Origin of the sequence: Agromyces neolithicus (assembly GCF_039529735.1) — a bacterium.
Lineage (GTDB): Bacteria > Actinomycetota > Actinomycetes > Actinomycetales > Microbacteriaceae > Agromyces > Agromyces neolithicus.
On record NZ_BAAANJ010000001.1, the window covers coordinates 150,136 to 166,162 of the forward strand.

Consider the following 16,027-nt stretch of genomic DNA (forward strand, 5'->3'; position numbering starts at 1 on the left):
TTGCGCTCGTCGCAACAGATGAGTAGTGCTCGTGTTTTGGCCCCAGATCTGGGGGGCACACCGAGACGGATAGAATCGAGGAATCCACCCCCTCACCGGACGGAGAACCGCGGTGCCCACCATCGTCGTCGAAGTGATGCCCAAGGCCGAACTGCTCGATCCCCAGGGCAAGGCCGTCGCCGGCGCCCTCGCCCGCACCGGACACACGGGGTTCACCGGCGTGCGCCTCGGCAAGCGCTTCGAGCTCACGGTCGACGGGCCCGTCGACGACGCGCTCCGCGCGAGCGTGAAGCAGATCGCCGAAGAGATTCTCTCGAACCAGGTCATCGAAGACGTCGTGGGCATCCACTACGAGGTGACCAACGTCGAGCTCGCCGAAGAGGCCGTCGAAGCCGCATCCGTCACCGACGAGGGCTTCGGCGCCCCCGCGGGCGAGACCCACTGAGCGGCGGGCAGGCGACATGCGCATCGGCGTCATCACCTTTCCCGGCTCGCTCGACGACCGAGACGCGCAGCGCGCGGTGCGACTCGCGGGCGGTGAGCCCGTCGCGCTCTGGCACGGCTCGCACGATCTCGAGGGCGTCGACGCGCTCATCTTGCCCGGCGGCTTCAGCTACGGTGACTACCTGCGGTGCGGCGCGATCGCCTCGCTCAGCCCCATCATGACCGAGGTCGTCTCGGCCGCGAACGCCGGCATGCCCGTGCTCGGCATCTGCAACGGCTTCCAGATGCTGACCGAGGCGGGGCTGCTCGAAGGCGGGCTCATCCGCAACGACCACGGCTCGTTCATCTGCCGCGACCAGGTGCTCTCGGTCGAGAACGCATCGACCGCATGGACCGCCGAGTTCGAGGCCGGGCAGCAGATCACCATCCCGCTGAAGAACGGCGAGGGCGGGTTCATCGCCTCCGACAAGACGCTCGACCGGCTCGAGGGCGAGGGGCGCGTGGTGTTCCGCTACGTCGACGTGAACCCGAACGGGTCGCTGCGCGACATCGCCGGCATCTCGAACGAGCGCGGCAACGTCGTCGGGCTCATGCCCCACCCCGAGCACGCCGTCGAGCCCGGCTTCGGCCCCGACACCCCTGCCGCGATGCGGTCGGGTGTCGACGGCCTCGGGTTCTTCACGAGCGTCGTTCGACAGGCGCTCGTCGAAGCGTAGCGACTCCGATCGAGCCGATGCCGCGGCATCCGCTCACCCGGTCGGCGGCACGTCCTCGGCACAGATCTTCTCGAGTTCCGCGTAGTACTCCGCGATCGGCGGCAACCCCGCTCGGGCGCGCCGCTCGTCGACCGTCGCCTCGTTCTCGATCGGCACCCCGGGCACCGGCCCCTCCGCCCCGCACCCGATCTGAGTGCCGTACGTCTGCGGCTGACCGGCGTTCGTGGCCACGCGGTCGGTCAGGTACGCGAGGTCGCCCGCGGAGCCCTCGCCCTCCTCGACGGCGAGTTCGAGCAACTCGAGGGCCCGTTGCTGGAACTCCGGATCGAGGTCTGCGTGCTGCGCGATCGCCCATGCCGCGGTCGCCGCCTCCTCGCCGACGGCCGATACCGTCGGCCAGCCGTGCTCGTCGATGATCTCGGCCAGCCGGGCGATCCGGCGCGCGTCGCCCTCCTCGTCGACGCCTCCCGTGCGACCTGCCTGGTCGCGTTCGAGCATGGCGAGCAACTCGGCTCGAAGCGCCCCGTCGGGATCGGCCCCTGCCGGCATGAGCGGCGGCGCCGACGACGCGGCCGACGATACGGGAGCGCTCGTCGGGACGCCGGCACCCGTCGTGCACCCAGTGAGGGCCAGGCCGGCCACGACGACGACGGCCGCCACCCGGCACGCCACCACCGCCGCACGCATAGGTCGATTATGCCGGACCGAAGTCAGTGCGTCACCCGCCTCGGCGACGGCAACTCAGGGAGAACCCTCTCGACACGAGGATTGCTCAGGAGTATCGTGCGGAGCGCCGTGATCGGGGGGATCACCGCCTCGATGCGACGATCGCGGAGCATGAATCGGGGGAATTCATCATGGAGATTCGCAGTGATTTCGCACGCCCGCTGACCGTTCCGGTGCACCACGTCGACGACCTGTGCGTCGTCGCGCCGGCACCGGACCTCAACGACAAGCTCAAGGAGCAGTTCGAGCGGCTGCGCAAGCGCGCGCCCGAGTTGCTCTCGCACCAGCTGATGCCAGGTGGGCCGCCCGAGCACGTCGGGCTGAATGACGGCCTGATCTACCCGGGGACGTACTTTCCAACCGGTACGACAGCAGCCGTCGCGCAGCGGGCGGCACTCGACCGCGCGCCGCTGCGCGGTACGGTTCGTGTCGTCGTCGTGCTCGTCGACTTCTCCGACAAGGAGATGGCTGCGGGGGCCGCGACTCGATTCGAGGAGCTCTTCTTCTCCTCCGGGCAGTTGACGCACGGCAGCGTCAAAGAATATTTCACCGACGTGTCCGGCGGCCTCATCTCGCTCGCCGGGGAGGTGGTCGGTCCGTACCGCATGCCGCAGACGCTCGCGACCTACGTCGGCGCCGACAACGGCCTTCAGGTGACGCAGCCCAACGCCCGCACCCTTGCGAACGATGCCATCTCGGCCGCCGATGCAGACGTCGACTTCGCGCCCTACGACAACGACGGCAACGGGTACGTCGATGCCTTCATCGTCGTGCACGCCGGCCGCGGTGCCGAGGAGTCGGGCAGCTCGGCCGACATCTGGTCGCACAAGTGGGTGGTGCCCGCCGAGCGCAACGTCGACGGAGTGAAGATCTTCGCCTACCTGACGATCCCGGAAGACGCGAAGATCGGCGTATCGGCCCACGAGATCGGCCACCTGGTCTTCGGTTGGCCCGACCTCTACGACACGGACGGCACGTCCGAGGGCATCGGCAACTGGTGCCTCATGGCCGGCGGCTCGTGGGGGCTCGGCGGAGATCGCCCGACACATCCATCTGCCTGGTGCAAGGCCAACCAAGGCTGGATCAGCCTCGTGAGCCAGGCGACGAACGCGACCGTCGCCGTCACCGACGTCAAGACGAGCCGGAAAGCCTACCGGCTTTGGAAAGACGGGGCGGGCGGGAACGAGTACTTCCTCGTCGAGAATCGCCAGCAGGACGGCTACGACGCCTCGCTGCCCGGCGAGGGCCTGCTCATCTGGCACATCGACGAAGCCATCGCCAACAACAAGAACGAGGCGCACTACAAGGTCGCCCTCGTGCAGGCCGACGGGCAGCGTCACCTCGAGAACAACGCCAACCGCGGCGACGGCGGGGACCCCTATCCGGGCAGCGCGTCGAACACGGCGTTCTCGTCGTCGACGACACCGAACAGCAAGTCCTACGCAGGTTCCAACACGTGTGTGTCGGTGACGAGCATCCCCACGTCGGCGACGACGATGACCGTCAAGCTCGGGGTGCGTTGTCTCACCAAGACGCCGAAGGAGACCAAGGACCTGAAGGACACCACGAAGGAGATCCGCAAGGAGATCTTCAAGGAGCGGCCGAAGGAGTTCAAGGACTTCAAGGACCGCAAGGAGGCCCGCAAGGAATTCAAGGAGTTCAAGGAGTTCAAAGAGCGCAAGGAAGGCAAGGAGTTCGGCGAGAACAAGTTCACCGACGGCAAGCCGTTCGAGAGCCCCCCACCGATGCAGGCGGCCGGATGGCCTGTCGGGCACACCCCCCACGAAGCGTACGGAAGTGGCACCGACGAGATCTCGGCCCGACTTGCATCGCTCGAGGCCGCCGTCCAGGCGCTGCTCGCGGCGTTCGCCGCCGACAGCGGCGGCGGACAGGCGTGGGGCGAGCAGGACGCGAACGCCCTGATGTCATCCGAGCCCTTCATCGGCGGCGACGAACGACCGCAGCTCGGCCATCAGGTCGGAGGCGCCGACGTGAGTGCGCTTCGCGAGGCGATGGAGGCCGGCGCCGCCGAGGCGAAGCGCGCATTCGACGCGCTGCCGCCCCAGTAGCGGGTCGACCTGATGACACGCCCATCGGTGCTGCTGCTGGCGCAGCGCGATGACGTGGGAGCGATGGCCATCGCCGCGCTCCTGCGTCAGCGCACCGTCTGCGAGGTCACGCTCGCCGACGAGTTCGCGTTCTCCCGCGATGCAGTGTTCCACGCACCCGAGTCGGGGCGCGTGGGCCCGGCCGAGAGAGCTGTGTCTCGGCACGCGGGTGGGAGGTTGGAGCGACCGTACGACGTCATCCTCTGCCGGACGCCGACGTTGCGCCCGAGGAGGTTCGGCCGCCCCGCTGATGACGAGTACGCCGCCGTCGAGATGCACGCGTTCGGGCTGAGCTGGCTCTGGAGTCGGCGTGACATCGTCGTCAATCCACCCACCCCGGCCTGCCTCAGCGGCAGCGCACCCGACCTGCTGGGCGTCGCGCGCGCATGTGCCGCGGTCGGCCTGGCGACGCCGGCGGTGCTGCTCGCGACCGACGCGGCACGCGTCGACCGCGCACGGCTCGCCGGCCCGACCCGTCGACCGTGGGTCGGGGTCGTGCCGGGCGATTATGATGCCGCGCCCGTCGACGGGGGACCCCCGCTTGCTGCACCGGCGCTCTGGATCGAGGAACTCCTGCCCGAACGGCGTCGGGTGCTCGTCTGCCGGGACCGTCTCGTCGACGCACCGCCGGCCCTCGCTGACCGTCTTCGCCAGTTGGCCGAGGCGGTCGGACTCCCGCTTGCCGAGATCCGGCTCGCCCGGCCGGCCGACCGGGAGGGCGTCGTCGTCGTGGGCATCAGCCCGGTCCCCGCGCTGCAGAGCGCCGCGCACCTGCGCGCCGTGGCGACCGACCTCGAGCTGCGGGCCTCGGCACACCGGGGACGGGCAGTCGCATGATCGTCGTGGCCGGAAGTCCGACCGAAGGCCCCGTCGAACTCCTCCTCGACGAGGCGGCGATACTCGGGCTCGACGTCCTCCTTCTCGAGGAGGAGCGGGCGGCGGATTGGCAGCTCGAGGTGGAGGCCGACGGCGGCGCCATCCGGGCCCACGTCATGCAGCAGGGCCGGCGTGTCGACCTGTCTGCCGCCACCGGGCTCTACCTGCGTCTCACGTCGCCAGAGGTCATCGGCGCTCCAGCGGATCCGCTCCGGGAGGCCCGCCACGTCGCGGCGCTCGGCCTGCTCGCCTCCTGGGCCGACGTGGCGCCGCTCAGGGTGGCCAACCGACCTGCTCCGATGAGCAGCAACGGATCCAAGCCCTACCAGGCCGCCCTGATCAGAGCCGCAGGATTCGGCGTGCCCGAGACGATCGTGACGAGCGACCCGGCGGAGGTGCTGGCATTCCGCCGTCAGCACCGCCGGATCGTCTACAAGTCGATCAGCGGCATCCGATCGATCGTGCACGAACTCACCGGGCCGAGGATCGACGACCTCGACCGGGTTCGCGCCCTTCCGACCCAGTTCCAGCGCCTGCTCACGGGGGTCAACGTGCGCGTCCACGTCGTGGGCCGGGATGTCCACGCCTGCGAGGTGAGCTCCCGAACGATCGACTACCGCTACTCCGAGGGCGAGCAGGCGGCGCAGATGACGGCGGTCGATCTGCCCGACGCGGTTCGCGAGCGCTGTGTCGACCTGGCGCACGAACTCGAGCTGCCCCTCGCGGGCATCGACCTGCTGCGGGACGAGGATGCGCAGTGGTGGTGCTTCGAGGTCAACCCGTCACCCGCCTACAACTGCTTCGAGGAGCCGACGGGCCTGCCGATTGCCCGGTCGCTCGCCACGTGGTTGGCTGGTCGCGACGCCGCATGACGGTGCCCGAGGGGAGGGCGACATGGTGCAGCCCATCGAGAACAGGGCGGGCGTGCAGTGCCGCCCGATCGGTCCCCCGCGGCCGGGGCCGGCCCCGGAGTGGACGACCCAGACCGTTCGTGTCGAGCGCGTGACCGAGCTGCCGGGGTGGCCGAACCTCCTCGCCGAGGCCGTCGGCCGGGAGTACACGGCCATCGTGCCGCCGCAGGTTTCGCCGCAGCTTGCCGCCGAGGCCATCTGGAACGTCGAGGCCGAGCTCGTGGGGCCGCACCGCATTGCGGTCAAGGGCCCCGCCGCCGAGCCGGACCCTTCGGATGAGGATGAGGCCTCCGAGAATCCGGGCGCCCCGTTCGGCTGAGCGCGTGCGAGCGCCCGGCCTCACGACGAGACCGGGCGCCCGCGACATCCGTCAGCCTGCTACGCGGCGGATGCCTCGTCGCCGACCTCTGCGCGCAACGCAGCGCCGAGCTCGGCGTCGACGTTCGTCCAGTACTGGAAGAAGCGCTCACGGATCGCGTCGACCGTGATCGCATCGCCCTGGCCGGTGAGGGTCACGAGGAACCGCGCCCGAGCCGCGTCGTCGAACACCTCACGGTAGAGCGTGCCGGCCTGCCCGAAATCGTCGTCCTCTGCGTGCAGCGTCGCGGCGGCGCGGGTCAGGGCGCCGTCGGACTCCCCGCTGCCCTCGCCCGCGCGAGCGGGATCGGCCACCGGGCCGCCGAACGAGTTCGGCGCGTAGACGGGCACGTCGGGGTGGTTGAACGCGTGGCGCTGCGCGCCGTCCTGCGAGTAGTTGTGCACGGGCGCGGCGTGGGGCGCGTTCACCGGGAGCTGGTTGTAGTTCGTGCCGACGCGGTAGCGCTGCGCGTCGGGGTACGAGAACACGCGCGCCATGAGCATCTTGTCGGGGCTGAGGTCGATGCCCGGCACGATGTTCGCCGGCGAGAACGCCGCCTGCTCGATCTCGGCGAAGAAGTTCTGCGGGTTGCGGTTCAGCGTGTAGTGGCCGACCTTGATGCGCGGGTAGTCCTTCTTCGACCAGGTCTTCGTGAGGTCGAACGGGTTGAAGCGGTAGGTCTTCGCCTCTTCATAGGGCATGACCTGCACGTACACGTCCCACGTCGGGAACTCGCCGCGCTCGATCGCCTCGTGCAGGTCGCGGCGGTAGTAGTCGGCGTCGGCGCCGGCGATCGCCTCGGCCTCGTCGGGCGAGAGGTAGAGGTCGCCCTGCCGCGAGACGAAGTGGTACTGCACCCAGAACCGCTCGCCCTCCGCGTTGATCCACTGGTAGGTGTGCGAGCCGTAGCCGTTCATGGTGCGCCATGACTTCGGCAGGCCGCGGTCGCCCATGAGGTAGGTCACCTGGTGGGCCGACTCGGGCGAGAGGGTCCAGAAGTCCCACTGCATGTCGGCATCGCGCAGTCCCGAACCGGGCAGGCGCTTCTGCGAGTGGATGAAGTCGGGGAACTTGATTCCGTCACGGATGAAGAACACCGGGGTGTTGTTGCCCACGATGTCGTAGTTGCCCTCGGTGGTGTAGAACTTCAGCGAGTAGCCGCGCACGTCGCGCCACGTGTCGGGCGAGCCCTGCTCACCCGCGACCGACGAGAAGCGCAGCAGCAGCTCGCTCGTCGCGCCGGGCTGGAACACGGCGGCCCTGGTGTACTGCGAGACATCCTCGGTGACGACGAACTCACCGAACGCACCACCGCCCTTCGCGTGCACGATGCGCTCGGGGATGCGCTCGCGGTTGAACTGCGCGAGCTTCTCGACGAGGTAGCGGTCTTGCAGCACCGTCGCGCCGTCGGGCCCGGCCGTGAGGGAGTGCGCGTCGCTCGCGACGGGCGCTCCGGTCTGGGTGGTCGTGAACTCGGTCATCGATTTCCTCTCGTGGTGGGAATCGGCGTGCGGGCACGCCGAACACCGCCCCTGACGGGCGGTCGTCGAATGGGCCAGCTACCCGGCTGGCTGGCACTCGGGGCACAGGCCCCAGAACGTGACCTCGGCGGTGTGCAGCACGAAGCCGTTGGTCGCCGACGGCGCCAGGCACGGCGGCTCGCCGACGACGCAGTCGACGTCGGTCACCTTGCCGCACGACGAGCACACGAGGTGGTGGTGGTTGTCGCCGATGCGGCTCTCGTAGAGGGCGGGGGAACCTGCCGGCTCGATGCGTCGCAGCAGGCCGGCGCCGCTGAGCGCCCCGAGCACGCCGTAGATCGCCTGCGGCGACGTGGTCGGCAGCGAGCGCGACACGCGCCGGAACACCTCGTCGGCGCCGAGGTGCTCGCCGGGCGTGAACGCGTCGAGCACCGCGAGACGCGGCTCGGTGACCTTGAGCCCGGCGGCGCGCAGACGGGCGGATGCCTCGTCGCGAACGGCCGGGATCGAGGAGGTCATGACTCGATCCTAGCCGAGTTGTTTTGAATAACTCAAAACACCGAGGATGCCTCGGGGCCGAACTTGCGCGGCGCGGACTCGTCCTCGACCACCGGGTCGATTCGGTGACCGTACCCGACTCGCTCCGCATCCCACGCGTGCACGCGTTCTCGCTCGGCGCCCGCGCGACCGGGCTCGCTCAGCCCTCGCCGTCCTGCAACGCGATCCACGCCCGGATGAGTTGCTGCAACGCCAGTCGCTTCACCTCGAGATCGTCGGCGTCGAGGAAGCGGGCAACGCGCGAGACATCTCCTTCGCCCTCGAGCAGCCCGTCAGGGTCGGGGATCTCGGCGCCGCGGTGGAACATGAGGCTCGCGTGCGTCTTCGTCTTCGGATAGAACGAGGCGATGTTGCCCTTGTAGACGAACGTCGGCGCCTTCCACTTGATCGTCTCGCTGACGCGGTCGTCGGCATCGAGTACCGCGGCACGCACAGCGAGCACGAGGTCGCGCTGCGGGTTGTCGTACGCCGCGAACCACTCGTCGACGTCCGGGCTCCGGTTGCCCATGCTCAAGCCTCCCCCGCGACTCAGCGATGCTCGGGATTCGGCACGAAGCCGTAGCGCTCGCCGTCGTTCCACGCGGCGCGCGAGTTGCCGATCGCGGGGAACCCGCCGGCGTCCTTCAGCAACCGCGCGACGTTCAGCAGGTTGTAGGTCATGAACGTCGTGTTGCGGTTGGTGAACTCGTTCTCGGGGCCGCCCGATCCGGGGTCGAGGTAGCTCGGGCCCGGCCCGACCTCGCCGATCCAGCCGGCGTCGGCGCCCGGCGGAATCGTGTAGCCGATGTGCTGCAGGCTGTAGAGGATCGACGTCGCGCAGTGCTTCACGCCGTCTTCGTTGCCCGTGATGATCGCGCCGCCGGTCTTGCCGTAGTACACATACTGGCCCTGCTCGTTGAGCTCCCCGCTCATGGCGTACAGCCGTTCGATCAGCTTGCGGGTGACCGAACCGTTGTCGCCCAGCCAGATCGGCCCGCCGATCACGAGGATGTCGGATGCCTCGACGAGCGGCCAGATCTCATCGGGCCACGCGTCGGTGGGCCATCCGTGCTCTCGCATGTCGGGATAGACCCCGGTGGCGACGTCGTGATCAATGAACCTGATCGTATCGACGCTCACGCCGTTCGCCCGCATGAGCGCAACGCTCGCATCCATAAGGCCCTGGGTGTGGCTGGGCTCGGGACTTCGCTTGAGCGTGCAGTTGATGAAGAGCGCCCTGAGATCGTCGAACTGCGGCGTCGTTGCCATGGGCCCGATGCTACTCGCGACGGCTCCTCACGATCGAGATGATCGAGATGATCGAGATCAATCATTCGTTCGATGCGCGCCCCCAGCGCGGCCTGAGAGCATGGAAGCATCCCGAACTCTGGAGCATCCGTGACCGTCGTGACCCCTGTCGCCACCCCCGTGACCCCCAAGCGCCTCTACCGCGGCCTCGCCTTCGCCGAGGCGGTGACGTGGACGATCCTCATCGCCGCGATGATCCTGAAGTACGCCGCGGGTGTCGAGTGGGCGGTGCTCGTCGGCGGCTCGATCCACGGGTTCGTGTTCCTCGCGTACGCGTTCTCGGCGGTGCTCGTGGGCGTCAACCAGCGCTGGAACGTCGGCCGCATCGCGTTCGCGGTGCTCACGGCGATCGTGCCGTATGCGACCGTGCCGTTCGAGGCGTGGCTCGTGCGCAAGGGCCACCTCGACGGCGACTGGCGCCTCGAGGCCGGCGATCACCCCGCCGACGAGAACTGGGTGAATCGGATGCTCCGTTGGTTCCTCGCCCGTCCGATCCTGTTGACCGTGGTCGCGGTGGCCGGCATCGCCGTCGTGTTCTCGGCGCTGCTCGTCATCGGCCCGCCTCAGGTGGGCTGAGGAGCGAGCCTTCAGCGGTGCACGCGGTTGACGAGCGCGGTCCACACGAGCGCTGTCGTCGAGCACAACAGCAGCGTCACGAACACCCACGGCAGCCCGCCGAGTCCGATGACGCCGTAGAGCACGGCCCCGAGCAGCGCGCCGCCGCCGATGCCGACGTTGAACGCGGTCGTGTAGAACGACGCCGCAGCGTCGCGGATGCGCGCCGACGCCGAGTGCAGCAGCCGCGTGTTGAGCAGCGGCGGCAGCGCGCCGAACGCGGTGCCCCAGAGCAGGAACGCCGCGACACCGACGAGCGGCACCTGCGGGAACAGGGCGAGCAGCGCCACGCCGAGCGCGGTCGCGAGCAGCGCCACCGTGAGCCCGATCGTGGGGCGTCGGCCGAGCACAGTGCCCGCGAGCACCAGGCCGAGGGCGCCCGCGATGCCGTATGCCAGCAGCATCGGGCTGATCGCGCTCGCCGGCATCGCCATGACGTCGGTGATGAACGGCGCCACGTAGGTGTAGAAGGTGTAGGTACCCACCATCGTCACCGACGTGATCAGGCACACGACGATGACCGAGACGAACGTCGGGTCCGAGCGCAGGCGCAGCGGAGGGGCATCCGCTTCGCCGGCATGATGCCGCACCGGCGGCAGGTACCGCTGCACGAGCACCGCACCCACCAGCGTGAGCGCGCCGATGGCGGCGAACGCGAGGCGCCAGCCGAACGCCTGGCCGAGGGCCGTGCCGAGCGGAACGCCGAGCACGAACGCGAGCGATCCGCCGGCGACGCTGATCGAGACGGCGCGGGCGAGCTGCTCCTTCGGCACGAGATGCCCGGCGTAGGCGCCGACGACCGACCAGAAGATGCCGTGCGCGGCGCCGCCGACGATGCGGGTGGCGACGACGGTGGGGTAGTTCGGGGCGATCGCCGTGAGCAGGCAGCTGAGGGCCAGCACGGCCAGTGCGATCACGATGAGGGTGCGCCGCGGCACGCGTTTCGTGAGGGCCGAGAGCGGCACGGTGAGTACCACGACCGTGGCCGCGAACACGGTCACGAGCAGGCCGATGAGCGGCTCGCTCACCCCGAGGTCGCGGCTCATGTCGGGCAGCAGCCCGGTGGGGATCATCTCGATCGTGACCGAGAGGAACACGGCGGCGGCGAGCACGAGCAGCCCGACCCATGGGAAGGGGGGTGCGGTGGCCGGGTCGTGCGGGGGGATGGGAGTGACGGGAGTTGACGACGTCATGTGAAACCTGAGCGGAAGAGCGTCTCCCGCGGGCGCGGTGCGGGGCTCCGCATGGCGCACGACGGCGGGTCGACTGCGCGCCGATGTGCGCGCCCAGGGCCACCGGGATGCGGCGACCACGGGCCAGTCTACCGGGACAGCGCCTGCGTCGCCCTCGGAGCATCCGTCGCACACCGCGCCCGGAGCATCCGGCGGAACCCTGCCCACGTCATCGCACGCCCGGACGCGGAGACGGCTGGTCGATCACCCTGACTGCGCCCTCATGCATGCCCCTCATGAGCCGCGCGAGGTGAAGCACCCGCCCGCCGCTTCGCCGGTGCAGCGAGTCGACCAGGTCTGGCGTCGGCTCCACCGGCGCGAGGCATCCGGCCACGAACTCACGCACGCCCTCGCGTGTCAAGGGTGCCAGATCCAGGTGCTCGCAGGCCATGCTCTTTCGTAGGGCCTCGAGCACGGCGGCGAACGGTGACCAGCGCGGCAGTCCGTCGTCGCAATAGGCCCCGATCACCAGCAGGCGCGCCCTCGCCGGTCGCCGGGCGAGGAATGCGAGCATCTCGCAGGTCGCCGGATCGGCCGCATGCAGGTCGTCGAGAACGAGCACCACCGGTCCGCGCGCGGCGAGCGTCTCGAGCGCGCCCGCCCCCTCCCGCAGCATGCGGGCCGGGGATCCGTCGGAGGCTCGGGCTCGCAGGCGCGTGATCGCGTCGTCGGAGAGCAGGCCCGGCAGTTGCAGCAGCCACGAGGGCGCATGCGTCCAGAGCACCTCGATCGCGGCGTTCCCGCCCGGTCGTCGGCAGATCGCCTCGAACGCGTCGAGAAACGGCAGGAATGCCTCAGAATCGCTGGCCTGCGCGATGCTCCTGCCCTCGCCGAGGAACACGTCGGGCCGGTCGGCGACCCGGGCCGCGTACGCGCCCAGCAGCACCGACTTGCCGGCGCCGGTCTCCCCGGCGACGAAGCCGACGCGGCGGGTGCCCGCGGTCGCCTGCGACCACCATTCATCCATTCGCCCGAGCTCCGCCGACCGACCCGCCACGAGGGACGCGTCGGGCCGGCCCGGGAGGACGCCGACCGAGACAGGGACCACGAAGCGGTAGCCGACGCCGTGCGCGGTGGCGATGAACCGAGGCGCGTGCGGGACGTCGTGCAGCGCGCGACGAAGCTCGTTCACGCAGACCGCGAGCGCGTCATCGCCGACGGCCTCACCCCAGACCGCCCCGATCAGCCGGGACTTCGACACGACCGCGCCGGCCCGGCCGAGGAGGTACGCGAGCACGCCGGCGGTCTTCGGCCGGAGCTGGACGGTGCCCGATGGCGAAGTCAGCAGACGGCTCGACGCATCGAAGCAGTACTCGGCGAAGCAGAACGGCGTTGGTGCGACCAAGCCCTCGGTGCTGCTTTCCGACGCATCCATATCCCTAGCCGATCGCATGCACGGCGCACACCCGGCCGCGCGCTCGACGGGGCGTAGGGACCCGCCTCCTCGAAGCGTATTGGTCAGGCGGTTCGCCGACACACTCCCCCTTCGGGGGTGTTCTCGCGCGCCGGCGGGCTCCCCAGGCCGTCTCTTGAAGCGACTCGAAGAACTCTGTAAGGACATGCAGCCCTGTCCGGGTGTCGACTGGCCTCGTGCGCGGAAGCAACGGTGCTTCCGTGCCGCTCGTCGGAAGGGGGCACCCCGTGTCTCGTCATCGCACCCAGCGCAGGCTCGTCATCGCGATCGTCGCAACGGTGGCACTCGTCGCCGGCACGGCCGCCGTGGCCGCCGAACTGCTCGGCGGCGGCGCCGCCGGCGACGACGGGCAGATCCTCCCGCGGGAGGAGCAGGTGACCCCGGCCGACCTCGGCGACGGCAACGTCGATTGGCTCCAGTACGCGGATGCCGCGGAGGGACTCTCGCTCGTCGGCGCGCCGACGCCGTCGAGCGACGGCGGCGCGCACCTCAGCTACCCGCTTGTCATCCCCGGGGGCCGCGGACTCATGCCCGAGCTCTCGCTCGAGTACGACTCCGACGGAGGCGAGGGCTGGACTGGTCTCGGGTGGGACCTCTCGGTCGGCGAGATCTCGGTCGACACCGCCTTCGGCGCGCCGCACTTCGACGCGGCTCGCGAGAGCGAGAGCTACCTGCTCGACGGCGCGATGCTCGTGCCGAACGCGCTCGGCGACGCTTGGGAGCCGCGCGTGCGGGGCGACCGCGAGGACTACACGCACCAGGTCGAGGGCGACTACGAGCGGATCATCCGGCACGAGGCCGGCAACGGCGGCCCCGACGACTACTTCTGGGAGGTGCGCGACAAGAACGGCGGCGTGCGGTGGTACGGCGGCACGCTCGACGGCGGCGGGCCCGACGGGACGATCGACGACCCGAACTCGGACAACGACGACGACCGCATCTCCGTGCCCCCCGTGATCGACCGCGACGCCATCGTCACCGATGAGAACGGGAACCAGGTGCGCTGGCTGCTCTCGGCCGAGCGCGACGTCGGCGTGAACACGATGACGTACGACTACCGAACGCGCACATACAAGTGGGAGGGGAAGTGGGTCCGGAACGACTCCTGCGTCGACTCGGACACCGTGCTGTGCGCGCGTCACACCTACCTCGACTCGATCTCGTACACCGGTGCCGCCCAGGCGTCGGGCGAGCCGGCCGACCCCGCCTACCAGGTGAAGTTCATCCTCGAGACCGACCCCGACCCGGTCACGGCTGATGCCGACCCGACGCTGCGAGCCGACACGATCCTCGATGCGACGGGCCGCTACCTCGACCTGGTCGCCGAACGACTCGCCTACATCGAGGTGCGATACGGCGACGTCGTCGTCAACCCGGACTTCGACCCGGTCGAGGACGGCGCCTACGCCAACCGCCCCTTCGATCCCGCCCGACCCGAACTCGGACCGAGCCGCTTCGCGCGCACCCACGACCAGGTCGCCGCTCGATACCGGCTCGACTACGTGGCGGGTCCGTTCGGCAAGTCGTTGCTCTCGGCGGTCGTGCAGGGCGTCGACCCGGCGGCATCCGCGACGCACACGTTCGACTACCACGACCTCGTGACCGACGGCGCCGGCGAGTACAGCGGGTTCGACACCGCGGAGCAGGCCTGGGACACCGGCGACGCCATCGACATCGAGCCGCGCGCGATGCTCGACGTCGACGCGCAGGGCAGCGCGCTGGGCATGTCCACGTCGAACTCCGCGGAGGGTCATGCCTACATCGGGTTCAACCCGACCGCGTTCCCGCAGAAGACCGGATCGTTCGGCGGGTCGTTCCAGGTCGGCGGCGGCCGAACCGACGCCATCAGCGAGTGGATCGACCTCGATGGCGACGGCCTGCCCGATAAGGTGTTCGCCGTGAAGGGCGGCGGGGTGAAGTTCCGCCTGAACCAGAGCGGCCCCGACGGCGGGACGATGTTCAGCCCGGCATCCACGAACACGATCTCGGGCCTCGACCGGCTCTCGGGTGAGAGCGAGCTCTCCTTCCAGATCTCGGGCGAGGCGTACCCGATCGTCACCGTTGCGCTGGGAGTCGGCGCGTCGGTGGCGTGGGGCGACGCGTACTTCCTCGACGTGAACGCAGACGGTCTGCCCGACTTCATCACCGGATCGAAGGTGCTGTTCAACAAGCTCGTGAACGGCGTGCCGACCTTCAGCGAGGGCAGCGCCGGCACGTACGTGCCGATCATCGACGGCGAGACTCCCACGGGGGTGGACCCCGAGATCGAGGCGATCCGCGGGCGGCTCGCCGCCCAGTCACCGCTCATCGACACCGTTCGCCGCTGGATCGCACCGTTCGACGGCACCGTCGAGATCGACGCACCCGTGACGCTCGTCGGCACGTCGGTCGACGGCGTGCGCGTCTCGCTCGAACACGGCACGGCCGACGGCGTCACCGACCTCGACGACCCGGCGACGCTGGGCATCGGCCAGTCCGCCTTCACAACGAAGGTCGAGCAGAAGGTCTCGGCTGGCGATCGTCTCTACTTCCGGTTGAACTCGATCGACGATGGCGTAGGGGACGAGGTGACGTGGGCGCCCGTCATCCGGTACCTCGCGGTCGACGGGTTCGACCAACTCTCCGCGGTGCCGCTCGACGTCAACGGCCTCTCGCAGGTCGAATTCGACTCGGCGCATGACTTCACGCTCAGCGGCCGGCCGGGCACCGCGGTCGGCATGCCGCTCGGCGGCGAGGTGCAGTTCACCGGCACGATCGAGAAGACCGCGACCACGACCGACGACCTGCAGTTGGAACTGCAGCGCGCCCGGACGGTCAAGAAGGATGAGGTCGACACGCTCGACGTCAGCGGCTTCGAGGTCACCCGCACCCCCGACGGCGGAACCGCGACCACGACCACCGAGAACGACGTGGTGATCCCGGCCGACTTCATCGGCTCGATCGTCGTGGAGGCCGCGTTCGACGTCGCGACACCGGAGCTGCCATCCGATCCGAACCCCCAGGCCGGTCCCGACCGGGTGTCGGCGTGGCTCGACGTCGACTCGCCGATCGACCTCCACGCGTTCGACTGGCAGCCGAGGCTGGATTACGTGTCGGCGTTCGACCGCGAGGGCGACCCCGTCGACGTCACGAACCTCAACATCGACCTCCCCCCTGAGGTCGACCATTACCCGATGGACGACGGCGGCGTCTCCGAGTCCTGGTCGCCCGACGCCACGGGCAAGGTCGACGCGAACGTGGAACTCGTCAGCACCGGCACGCCCCTGCCGACGTCCCCGCCCGGCCACACGTAGGGTGAAGC

General features: G+C 69.7%; 15 protein-coding genes. 8 read left to right on the forward strand and 7 right to left on the reverse strand.

The features are described from left to right. Positions 1-112 precede the first annotated feature (112 nt). On the forward strand, positions 113-445 hold the full coding sequence (gene purS, locus ABD164_RS00705; protein WP_344292388.1) for a phosphoribosylformylglycinamidine synthase subunit PurS: 333 nt from the start codon (positions 113-115) through the stop codon (positions 443-445). A gap of 16 nt (positions 446-461) precedes the next feature. Next, on the forward strand, positions 462-1,160 hold the full coding sequence (gene purQ / locus ABD164_RS00710) for a phosphoribosylformylglycinamidine synthase subunit PurQ (RefSeq protein ID WP_344292390.1): 699 nt from the start codon (positions 462-464) through the stop codon (positions 1,158-1,160). A 33-nt stretch (positions 1,161-1,193) separates the two neighbouring features. Here purQ and ABD164_RS00715 read toward each other — a convergent pair whose 3' ends face one another. Beyond that, on the reverse strand, positions 1,194-1,847 hold the full coding sequence (locus tag ABD164_RS00715; RefSeq protein ID WP_344292392.1) for a DUF6624 domain-containing protein: 654 nt from the start codon (positions 1,845-1,847) through the stop codon (positions 1,194-1,196). 170 nt (positions 1,848-2,017) lie between these two features. Between ABD164_RS00715 and ABD164_RS00720 the strand changes: the two genes are divergently transcribed. The 4 genes from ABD164_RS00720 to ABD164_RS00735 are packed head-to-tail and all read left to right on the forward strand — an operon-like array spanning position 2,018 to position 6,100. Beyond that, positions 2,018-3,955, forward strand: a complete 1,938-nt coding sequence (locus ABD164_RS00720; protein WP_344292395.1) for a M6 family metalloprotease domain-containing protein — start codon at positions 2,018-2,020, stop codon at positions 3,953-3,955. Between the two features lie 12 nt (positions 3,956-3,967). After that, positions 3,968-4,831 (forward strand): hypothetical protein, encoded by an 864-nt coding sequence (locus tag ABD164_RS00725; protein ID WP_344292397.1) that lies wholly within the window; start codon positions 3,968-3,970, stop codon positions 4,829-4,831. A gap of 5 nt (positions 4,832-4,836) precedes the next feature. After that, on the forward strand, positions 4,837-5,742 hold the full coding sequence (locus ABD164_RS00730) for an ATP-grasp domain-containing protein (RefSeq protein WP_344292399.1): 906 nt from the start codon (positions 4,837-4,839) through the stop codon (positions 5,740-5,742). 22 nt (positions 5,743-5,764) lie between these two features. Further along, a complete protein-coding gene (locus ABD164_RS00735) occupies positions 5,765-6,100 on the forward strand; it encodes a hypothetical protein (RefSeq protein ID WP_344292401.1) in 336 nt (111 codons plus the stop codon). A gap of 59 nt (positions 6,101-6,159) precedes the next feature. On the opposite strand, the gene ABD164_RS00740 is transcribed toward ABD164_RS00735, so the two are convergent. The 4 genes from ABD164_RS00740 to ABD164_RS00755 form a co-directional block, all read right to left on the reverse strand. Further along, positions 6,160-7,620 (reverse strand): catalase, encoded by a 1,461-nt coding sequence (locus ABD164_RS00740; protein ID WP_344292403.1) that lies wholly within the window; start codon positions 7,618-7,620, stop codon positions 6,160-6,162. A gap of 78 nt (positions 7,621-7,698) precedes the next feature. Further along, on the reverse strand, positions 7,699-8,139 hold the full coding sequence (locus ABD164_RS00745) for a Fur family transcriptional regulator (RefSeq protein WP_344292405.1): 441 nt from the start codon (positions 8,137-8,139) through the stop codon (positions 7,699-7,701). A 178-nt stretch (positions 8,140-8,317) separates the two neighbouring features. After that, positions 8,318-8,686: a DUF1801 domain-containing protein gene (locus ABD164_RS00750; protein WP_344292407.1), complete on the reverse strand. Its 369-nt coding sequence runs from the start codon at positions 8,684-8,686 to the stop codon at positions 8,318-8,320. A gap of 20 nt (positions 8,687-8,706) precedes the next feature. Continuing rightward, positions 8,707-9,426 carry a flavodoxin family protein gene (locus ABD164_RS00755; RefSeq protein ID WP_344292409.1) on the reverse strand — a complete coding sequence of 240 codons (720 nt, stop codon included), beginning with the start codon at positions 9,424-9,426 and terminating at the stop codon, positions 8,707-8,709. 129 nt (positions 9,427-9,555) lie between these two features. Here ABD164_RS00755 and ABD164_RS00760 point away from each other — a divergent pair, with 129 nt between their 5' ends. Then, positions 9,556-10,041, forward strand: a complete 486-nt coding sequence (locus tag ABD164_RS00760; RefSeq protein ID WP_344292411.1) for a DUF3817 domain-containing protein — start codon at positions 9,556-9,558, stop codon at positions 10,039-10,041. Positions 10,042-10,052: 11 nt separating this feature from the next. Here ABD164_RS00760 and ABD164_RS00765 read toward each other — a convergent pair whose 3' ends face one another. Both ABD164_RS00765 and ABD164_RS00770 read right to left on the reverse strand, forming a co-directional pair. Beyond that, a complete protein-coding gene (locus tag ABD164_RS00765) occupies positions 10,053-11,273 on the reverse strand; it encodes an MFS transporter (RefSeq protein ID WP_344292413.1) in 1,221 nt (406 codons plus the stop codon). Between the two features lie 208 nt (positions 11,274-11,481). Next, positions 11,482-12,687 (reverse strand): AAA family ATPase, encoded by a 1,206-nt coding sequence (locus ABD164_RS00770; protein ID WP_344292415.1) that lies wholly within the window; start codon positions 12,685-12,687, stop codon positions 11,482-11,484. 266 nt (positions 12,688-12,953) lie between these two features. Between ABD164_RS00770 and ABD164_RS00775 the strand changes: the two genes are divergently transcribed. Then, a complete protein-coding gene (locus ABD164_RS00775; protein WP_344292417.1) occupies positions 12,954-16,019 on the forward strand; it encodes a SpvB/TcaC N-terminal domain-containing protein in 3,066 nt (1,021 codons plus the stop codon). Positions 16,020-16,027 lie beyond the last annotated feature (8 nt).

What these genes read in the sequence shown, in the direction of transcription:
- ABD164_RS00720 (WP_344292395.1), top strand. Translation starts at nt 2,018, where the DNA reads ATGGAGATTCGCAGTGATTTCGCACGCCCGCTGACCGTTCCGGTGCAC.
- ABD164_RS00770 (WP_344292415.1), bottom strand. Translation starts at nt 12,687, where the DNA reads ATGGATGCGTCGGAAAGCAGCACCGAGGGCTTGGTCGCACCAACGCCG.
- ABD164_RS00755 (WP_344292409.1), bottom strand. Translation starts at nt 9,426, where the DNA reads ATGGCAACGACGCCGCAGTTCGACGATCTCAGGGCGCTCTTCATCAAC.
- ABD164_RS00750 (WP_344292407.1), bottom strand. Translation starts at nt 8,686, where the DNA reads ATGGGCAACCGGAGCCCGGACGTCGACGAGTGGTTCGCGGCGTACGAC.
- purQ (WP_344292390.1), top strand. Translation starts at nt 462, where the DNA reads ATGCGCATCGGCGTCATCACCTTTCCCGGCTCGCTCGACGACCGAGAC.
- ABD164_RS00735 (WP_344292401.1), top strand. Translation starts at nt 5,765, where the DNA reads ATGGTGCAGCCCATCGAGAACAGGGCGGGCGTGCAGTGCCGCCCGATC.
- ABD164_RS00715 (WP_344292392.1), bottom strand. Translation starts at nt 1,847, where the DNA reads ATGCGTGCGGCGGTGGTGGCGTGCCGGGTGGCGGCCGTCGTCGTCGTG.
- ABD164_RS00725 (WP_344292397.1), top strand. Translation starts at nt 3,968, where the DNA reads ATGACACGCCCATCGGTGCTGCTGCTGGCGCAGCGCGATGACGTGGGA.
- ABD164_RS00745 (WP_344292405.1), bottom strand. Translation starts at nt 8,139, where the DNA reads ATGACCTCCTCGATCCCGGCCGTTCGCGACGAGGCATCCGCCCGTCTG.
- ABD164_RS00765 (WP_344292413.1), bottom strand. Translation starts at nt 11,273, where the DNA reads ATGACGTCGTCAACTCCCGTCACTCCCATCCCCCCGCACGACCCGGCC.
- ABD164_RS00740 (WP_344292403.1), bottom strand. Translation starts at nt 7,620, where the DNA reads ATGACCGAGTTCACGACCACCCAGACCGGAGCGCCCGTCGCGAGCGAC.